Raw genomic sequence first — 6908 nt, 5'->3', positions numbered from 1 at the left:
CCGCGGTGATGGTGAATGCGGCAACCTCGTTCACCGACGGCGAGCAGTTCGGGTTCGGAGCCGAGATCGGCATCTCGACCCAGAAACTGCATGCCCGTGGCCCGATGGGTCTGCCGGAATTGACCTCAACCAAATGGATCGTCTGGGGAGACGGTCAGACTCGCCCGGCCTGACTCAATTAGGAGAACGCAAAAGTGAGTGTGCCCGCGCGGCCTGTCCCGCTGTTCGCCGATATCGACGATGTCGGTCGCCGGCTGGCCGAAACCGGCTACCTGCCCGACACCGCCACCGCCACCGCGGTTTTCCTCGCCGACCGGCTCGGCAAGCCGCTGCTGGTGGAAGGCCCGGCCGGCGTCGGCAAGACCGAGCTGGCCCGCGCCGTTGCGCAGGCCACCGGATCGGATCTGGTCCGCCTGCAGTGCTACGAGGGCGTCGACGAGGCCCGTGCGCTCTACGAGTGGAACCACGCCAAGCAGATACTGCGTATTCAAACCGGTATTGCTGCCGGACAAGGCGACTGGGACCAGACCAAGATGGACGTGTTCAGCGAGGAGTTTCTGCTCTCCCGGCCGCTGCTGACCGCGATCCGGCGCACCGAGCCCACCGTGCTGCTGATCGACGAAACCGACAAGGCCGACATCGAGATCGAAGGCCTGCTGCTGGAGGTGTTGTCCGACTTTGCGGTGACGGTCCCCGAACTGGGCACCATCACCGCCGAGCGGGCGCCGTTCGTGCTGCTGACCTCCAACGCCACCCGCGAATTGTCCGAAGCCCTCAAACGCCGCTGCCTGTTCTTGCACATCGACTTCCCCACCCCCGAGCTGGAACGCCGGATCCTGTTGTCGCGGGTGCCCGAACTACCCGGACACATCGCCGAAGAGTTGGTGCGCATCATCGGGGGGCTGCGCGGAATGCAACTCAAGAAGCTGCCGTCGGTCGCCGAGACCATCGACTGGGGGCGCACGGTGCTGGCGCTGGGCTTGGACACTATCGACGACGCGACGATCGCCGCCACCATGGGGGTGGTGCTCAAGCACCAATCCGACCAGCAACGCGCCACCGGCGAACTGCGGCTGAACTGAGGCGCTGCTGATGGCCGTCCGCCGCGTTCGCCCCAGCCAGCCGCTGGCCCCTCATGGCCTGCCCGGCCATCTGGTCGGCTTCGTCGAAGCCCTTCGCGGACAAGGTATCTCGGTTGGTCCGTCGGAGACCGTGGACGCCGGCAGAGTAATGGGAGTCCTCGGACTCGGGGACCGCGAAATCCTGCGCGAAGGTCTGGCGTGCGCGGTGTTGCGCCGTCCCGAACACCGCGAGACCTACGACGCGATGTTCGACCTGTGGTGGCCGGCAGCGCTGGGCGCGCGAGCGGTGGTGACCGAAGACGCCGCGGCCGATCCGGAGATGCAGCTGCCGCCCGACGACGTCGAGGCGATGCGCCAGATGCTGTTGGATCTGCTCACCGACAACCCCGATCTCGCCGACATGGATGAGCGCTTGGTCGCGATGATCGCCCAAATCGTCGACGCCTACGGCAAGTACAACTCCAGCCGCGGCCCGTCGTACTCGTCGTACCAGGCGCTCAAGTCGATGGCGCTCGACGAGTTGGAGGGCAAGCTGCTGGCCGGCCTGCTCGCGCCCTACGGCGACGAACCCACCCCGACGCAGGAACAGATCGCTAAAGCACTTGCCGCGCAGCGGATCACGCAGCTGCGGAAAATGGTCGACGCCGAGACCAAACGGCGCACCGCCGAGCAACTCGGCCGCGACCATGTCCAGATGTACGGCATCCCACAGCTATCCGAGAACGTCGAATTCCTGCGTGCTTCGGGGGATCAGCTGCGTGCCATGCGCCGGGTCGTGCAACCGCTGGCTCGCACGCTGGCGACCCGGCTGGCGGCCCGACGGCGCCGCGCCCGCGCCGGGGCGATCGACCTGCGCAAGACGCTGCGCAAATCGATGTCCACCGGCGGGGTGCCGATCGACCTGGTGTTGCGCAAACCGCGCCCGGCTCGCCCCGAACTCGTGGTGTTGTGTGACGTGTCGGGGTCGGTCGCCGGATTCAGCCATTTCACCCTGCTGTTGGTTCACGCGCTGCGGCAGCAGTTCTCCCGTGTTCGGGTCTTCGCCTTCATCGACACCAGCGACGAGGTCACTCACATGTTCGGCCCGGATGCCGACCTGGCCGTGGCCATCCAACGGATCACCCGGGAAGCCGGTGTCTACACCCGCGACGGCCACAGCGATTACGGCAATGCCTTCGTCTCGTTCATTCAGGCGCACCCCAACGTGCTGTCGCCTCGCAGCTCGCTGCTCGTTCTCGGCGACGGGCGCACCAACTACCGCGACCCGGCCACCGACGTCTTGGCGCACATGGTTACCGCCAGCCGGCACGCGCACTGGCTCAACCCCGAGCCCAAACACCTGTGGGGCAGCGGCGACTCGGCCGTACCGCGCTACCAGGAAGTGATCACCATGCACGAATGCCGCTCCGCCAAACAGCTGGCCGCTGTGATCGACCAGCTGTTGCCGGTTTGAGCTGCGCCTCCGGTACGACGCTCAAGTAAGCTGGCAAACCGTGCAAAAGCGGCGGCTGGGAGTCATGGGTGGGACGTTCGATCCCATCCACAATGGCCACCTGGTGGCGGCCAGCGAGGTTGCTGATCTGTTCGACCTCGACGAGGTGGTTTTCGTGCCGACCGGCCAGCCCTGGCTGAAAGGCCGCCAGGTCAGCGCCGGCGAAGACCGTTACCTGATGACCGTGGTCGCCACCGCGGCCAACCCCCGCTTTTCGGTCAGCCGGGTGGACATCGATCGCGGCGGGCCCACTTACACCAAGGACACTCTGCGGGATCTGCACACGCTCAACCCCGACTCCGAGTTGTACTTCATCACCGGTGCCGACGCGCTGGCGTCGATCCTGTCCTGGCAGGACCTGCCGGAACTGTTTGCGGCGGCGCGATTCGTCGGTGTCAGCCGGCCTGGCTACGAACTGGGGGGCGAACATCTGGCCGACGTCCTCGACGGGCTGCCCGACGAGGCGTTGTCATTGGTCGAAATCCCCGCGCTGGCAATCTCTTCCACCGACTGTCGTCGGCGCGCGGCGGAGGGGCGCCCGCTGTGGTACCTGATGCCCGACGGCGTCGTGCAGTACATCTCCAAGCGCGAGCTCTACCGCAAACCCCCGGAGGACGTGTGACGGCCGCGCTCGAGGCGATCGAGATGGCCACTGTCGCCGCACGCGCGGCCGCATCGAAGCTCGCCGACGATGTCGTGGTCATCGACGTGTCCGACCAACTGGTCATCACCGACTGTTTCGTGATCGCCTCGGCGTCCAACGAACGGCAAGTCAACGCCGTCGTCGACGAGGTCGAGGAGAAGATGCGCGACGCCGGCTACAAGCCTGCTCGGCGCGAGGGCACCCGCGAGGGCCGCTGGATGCTGCTGGATTACGTCGACATCGTCGTGCACATCCAGCATCAAGACGAACGCGACTTCTATGCGCTCGATCGGCTGTGGCGCGACTGTCCCCTGGTCACGGTGGACGTGTCATGACGGTTCGCCGGTTGGTGATGTTGCGGCACGGCCAAACCGAGTTCAATCTCGGCAGCCGGATGCAGGGCCAGCTCGATACCGCGCTGACCGAGCTGGGCCGTACTCAGGCGGTCGCCGCGGCCGAGGCGCTGGCCAAACATCAACCGCTGCTCGTCGTGTCCTCGGATCTGCGCCGTGCTTCTGACACGGCGGTCGCATTACAGGAACGCACCGGCTTGGGGGTGCGGGTCGATGACCGCCTGCGGGAGACGCACCTCGGTGACTGGCAGGGCATGACCCACGCCGAGATCGACGCCGTCGCACCGGGTGCCCGGCTGGCCTGGCGTGATGATGCCAGCTGGGCACCGCACGGCGGCGAGAACAGGGTCGACGTGGCCGCGCGCAGCCTGCCGCTGATCGCCGAGTTGGTCGCCGCCGAGCCCGAGTGGGGCGCCATCGGCGAACCGCCGCGGCCGGTGGTGCTGGTTGCCCACGGCGGTCTGATCGCCGCGCTGACCGCGGCGTTGCTGCGGCTACCGGTGGGAAACTGGCCCTCACTGGGCGGCATGGGCAATGCGAGTTGGACGCAGCTGTCCGGGCACACTGCCGACCCGGAGTCCGGCACCGGCGACTTCGATGCCATCCGGTGGCGGCTTGACGTGTGGAACGCATCGGCACAGGTTGCGGGCGATGTGCTCTGATCAACGGTCCCGGCCGACCCTGCTGGTGTTCGCCGACTCTCTTGCCTATTACGGCCCAACTGGTGGGCTGACCGCAGCCGACCCCCGTATCTGGCCCAATATCGTTGCCGGACAGCTGGGTTGGGATCTGGAGCTGATCGGCCGGATCGGCTGGACGTGCCGAGATGTGTGGTGGGCCGCCACCCAGGATCCCCGCGCGTGGGCAGCGTTGCCCCGTGCCGGAGCGGTGGTCTTCGCGACGGGCGGCATGGATTCGCTGCCCTCGCCGCTGCCGACCGCACTACGGGAGCTCATCCGCTATGTGCGCCCGCCGTGGCTGCGCCGATGGGTTCGCGACGGCTACGGTTGGGTCCAGCCGCGATTGTCTCCGGTGGCAAGAGCCGCTCTGCCGCCGCACCTTTCCGCCGAATACCTCGAATTGACGCGCAACGCAATCGATTTCAATCGGCCGGGTATCCCGATTGTGGCGTCACTGCCGTCGGTGCACGTCGCCGAGACCTACGGAAAGGCCCACCGCGGCCGGACGGGTACGGTGGTGGCACTCACCGAGTGGGCCGGGCAGCACGATATTCCATTGGTCGACCTGAAAGCCGCTGTCGCCGAACAAGTTATGAGCGGTCGGGGCAATCCCGACGGGATCCACTGGAATTTCGAAGCGCACCAGGCGGTAGCGGAGTTGATGCTCAAGGCGCTGGCCGAAGCCGGCGTGGCGACGATGCAGAGCGCGGAGCGCGATGAGGAGGAGCCGCGCAATAGAGCCGGCGTGGCGACGATGCAGAACGCGGAGCGCGATGAGGAGGAGCCGCGCAATAGAGCCGGCGTTTTACCCGAGAATCCGCACGGCTGAATTCATGCCTGTCGTGGTAGTAACCGACTCGTCGGCGCGCCTTCCCGGCGAGTTGCGTCAGCAGTGGGGGATACGGCAAGTCCCGCTGCACATTCTGATCGACGACACCGACCTGCGCGACGGAGTGGACGACATTCCGGCCGACATCCACGATTACGGACACGCAACGACGGCCGCTGCGACGCCGGCCGAGCTGGCCGATGTCTATCGGCGGGCGCTGGCCGACAGTGGCGGCGACGGGGTGGTGGCCGTGCATCTTTCGGCGGCATTGTCCGGGACACTTCGTGCCGCCGAGGCCACCGCAGCCCAGATCGGTTCGGCGGTAAGGGTTCTCGATTCTAAATCGGCCGCGATGAATACGGGCTTCATCGCGCTGACGGCGGCCCACGCAGCCCGCGATGGCGCCGACCTGGACGCTGTAGCGCAGGCCGCCATCGCGGCGGTGAGCCGCAACCACGGGTTCATCGTCGTGCACCAACTGGACAACCTGCGGCGAAGCGGGCGCATCGGTGGCGCCGGCGCCTGGCTGGGCACCAAGCTGTCGCTGAAGCCGCTGCTGCGCATCGATGAGGGCAAACTCGTCCTGGCGCAGCGGGTACGCACTGCCGGCAAGGCAGTCACAACGATGATCGACCGGGTCTGCGACATCGTCGGGGACCGGTCTGCCGCGGTCGCGGTGCATCACGTCGCCAACCCGGATGGCGCGGCCGACCTGGTCGCCGCACTGGCCGAGCGACTGCCGGCGTGTGAGCCGGCGATCGTGACCGACCTGGGCCCGGTTCTCGCTCTGCACGTCGGCGCCGGAGCTCTCGCGGTGTGCGTCGAAGTAGCCGGGAACGTGCACCCGCCGGGCCGGGCATGACGATTGGCCGTACGGTATTAACGCTAGGTCAAAGGCTTGGCTAAACACGCGCTGATTCTGCGACACATCTGTAAGGTTGCTTGGACTCTGCTGAAAGTAGCCAGAGGAGCTACGAGGAGGTGGTATATGGCGGTAAAAACATGGGGCGGTCCGCACGTTACGGAACTCGTTCCGGCGTCACAGGACCCGGTTCCGATTACCCCCGGCAGTATGGCCTCCCGATCGGCGTGGGTCGAGCATTACTTCCAATGTGAATTCGCACGCGTGGACGTTCCGGCATGATGACGGACGTTGACACGGAATACGGACTCGGACGCTGGGTTGGTCGCGATGCGACCGAGTGCTTCCTGCACCATGACGAAATCCAAGAGCTCAATCGCGACCTTCGGATACTAATAGCATGCAACGGCACTCTCACTCGAATTCTCGGCATCGTCGCTGACGATGAGATCGTCGTGCAAATTGTCGAGCAGCAGATTCAGGACATGTCCTCGAGGATGCCGGGTTTCGAACAATTACCTCAAGGCCGGGTTCTTCGCCGCCGGATTCTCCTGAAGGGCCGCAGTTCAGGGCAGCCATTTATCGCTGCCGAGTCGCTGGTGGCTGTTGACTTGTTACCACCCGCGATTACGACAAGCTTGACTGAGACCGAGCGCCCCATCGGTGAGATCATGGCAGCCAGTTGCCTTGAAACATTCAAGGAGGCGGCTAGTGTTTGGATAGCACAGCCGCCCACTTGGCTCGCAGTTGCCGGCTACGAGTGCTCAGAACCAACAATTGTCGGCCGCCGATATCGTGTCATTGCCGACGCACAGCCTGCAATTATTATCACCGAGTATTTTCTTCGAAACGTATTCCAAGATGCTTCGTAAAATTCGAACGACATCGATACACGGGATTGGAAATCGACTTGCATCTACCGAGCGAATCCCGGGCAGTTTTTGGCGCTGACGACGTCAAGCCCGCT

The 6908-nt window shown here is 65.4% G+C and carries 8 protein-coding genes and 1 pseudogene; all 9 read left to right on the top strand.

Annotation, left to right across the window (positions count from 1 at the left end; genetic code table 11):
• A pseudogene (gene proA, locus VGG53_RS04915) lies at positions 1 to 173 on the top strand (gamma-glutamyl-phosphate reductase); the annotation flags it as partial.
• A 21-nt stretch (positions 174 to 194) separates the two neighbouring features.
• Entirely contained in the window at positions 195 to 1082 is an 888-nt protein-coding gene (locus VGG53_RS04910; RefSeq protein WP_331516867.1) for a MoxR family ATPase, read from the top strand.
• Between the two features lie 10 nt (positions 1083 to 1092).
• The gene (locus VGG53_RS04905; protein WP_331516866.1) at positions 1093 to 2535 is read left to right on the top strand and encodes a VWA domain-containing protein; all 1443 of its coding nucleotides are present in this window, start codon (positions 1093 to 1095) and stop codon (positions 2533 to 2535) included.
• Positions 2536 to 2575: 40 nt separating this feature from the next.
• Positions 2576 to 3196, top strand: a complete 621-nt coding sequence (gene nadD, locus VGG53_RS04900) for a nicotinate-nucleotide adenylyltransferase (RefSeq protein ID WP_331516865.1) — start codon at positions 2576 to 2578, stop codon at positions 3194 to 3196.
• A complete protein-coding gene (rsfS, locus tag VGG53_RS04895; protein ID WP_331516864.1) occupies positions 3193 to 3552 on the top strand; it encodes a ribosome silencing factor in 360 nt (119 codons plus the stop codon). The genes nadD and rsfS overlap by 4 nt, the downstream gene beginning before the upstream one ends.
• On the top strand, positions 3549 to 4232 hold the full coding sequence (gene gpgP / locus VGG53_RS04890; protein WP_331516863.1) for a glucosyl-3-phosphoglycerate phosphatase: 684 nt from the start codon (positions 3549 to 3551) through the stop codon (positions 4230 to 4232). The genes rsfS and gpgP overlap by 4 nt, the downstream gene beginning before the upstream one ends.
• Complete coding sequence (gene octT / locus VGG53_RS04885) at positions 4222 to 5079, top strand: diglucosylglycerate octanoyltransferase (RefSeq protein ID WP_331516862.1); 858 nt, start codon at positions 4222 to 4224, stop codon at positions 5077 to 5079. The genes gpgP and octT overlap by 11 nt, the downstream gene beginning before the upstream one ends.
• 4 nt (positions 5080 to 5083) lie before the next feature.
• Positions 5084 to 5941 (top strand): DegV family protein, encoded by an 858-nt coding sequence (locus VGG53_RS04880; protein WP_331516861.1) that lies wholly within the window; start codon positions 5084 to 5086, stop codon positions 5939 to 5941.
• 281 nt (positions 5942 to 6222) lie between these two features.
• A complete protein-coding gene (locus tag VGG53_RS04875) occupies positions 6223 to 6813 on the top strand; it encodes a chorismate--pyruvate lyase family protein (protein WP_331516860.1) in 591 nt (196 codons plus the stop codon).
• Positions 6814 to 6908 lie beyond the last annotated feature (95 nt).

Origin of the sequence: Mycobacterium sp. (genome assembly GCF_036490025.1) — a bacterium.
Classification (GTDB): Bacteria; Actinomycetota; Actinomycetes; order Mycobacteriales; family Mycobacteriaceae; genus Mycobacterium.
The sequence above is the reverse complement of the archived record's forward strand: the minus strand, read 5'-3'. Positions and strand labels throughout refer to the sequence as shown.